Source organism: Lentzea flava (assembly GCF_014648475.1).
GTDB lineage: Bacteria > Actinomycetota > Actinomycetes > Mycobacteriales > Pseudonocardiaceae > Lentzea > Lentzea flava.
Genome location: NZ_BMRE01000146.1, coordinates 1 through 948, shown reverse-complemented (window position 1 = coordinate 948; position 948 = coordinate 1). Strand labels below are relative to the sequence as shown.

Sequence of the window (948 nt, the reverse complement as noted above, 5' to 3'; positions counted from 1 at the left end):
TAGTACCAGTCAGCTCCAACCGTTACCGGTCTTCCACCTCTGGCCTATCAACCCAGTGGTCTAGCTGGGGGCCTTAACCCACAAAGGGTGGGATACCTCATCTTGGAACGAGCTTCCCGCTTAGATGCCTTCAGCGGTTATCCCTTCCGAACGTAGCCAACCAGCAATGCTCTTGGCAGAACAACTGGCACACCAGCGGTCCGTCCGTCCCGGTCCTCTCGTACTAGGGACAGCCTTCCTCAAGTATCCTACGCGCGCGGCGGATAGGGACCGAACTGTCTCACGACGTTCTAAACCCAGCTCGCGTACCGCTTTAATGGGCGAACAGCCCAACCCTTGGGACCTACTCCAGCCCCAGGATGCGACGAGCCGACATCGAGGTGCCAAACCATGCCGTCGATATGGACTCTTGGGCAAGATCAGCCTGTTATCCCCGGGGTACCTTTTATCCGTTGAGCGACCACGCTTCCACAAGCCATGGCCGGATCACTAGTTCCGACTTTCGTCCCTGCTCGACCCGTCAGTCTCACAGTCAAGCCCCCTTGTGCACTTGCACTCAACACCTGATTGCCAACCAGGCTGAGGGAACCTTTGAGCGCCTCCGTTACTCTTTGGGAGGCAACCGCCCCAGTTAAACTACCCACCAGGCACTGTCCCTGATCCGGATCACGGACCGAGGTTAGACATCCAATACGACCAGAGTGGTATTTCAACGACGACTCCACCAGCACTGGCGTGCCAGCTTCACAGTCTCCCACCTATCCTACACAAGCCGAATCGAACACCAATACCAAGCTATAGTAAAGGTCCCGGGGTCTTTCCGTCCTGCCGCGCGTAACGAGCATCTTTACTCGTAATGCAATTTCGCCGGGCCTGCGGTTGAGACAGTCGAGAAGTCGTTACGCCATTCGTGCAGGTCGGAACTTACCCGACAAGGAATTTCGCTAC

1 rRNA gene is annotated in these 948 nt (G+C 56.5%); it reads right to left on the bottom strand.

Annotated elements, in window-relative coordinates:
- Positions 1 to 948 (bottom strand): 23S ribosomal RNA (locus IEZ09_RS45885); the annotation flags it as partial.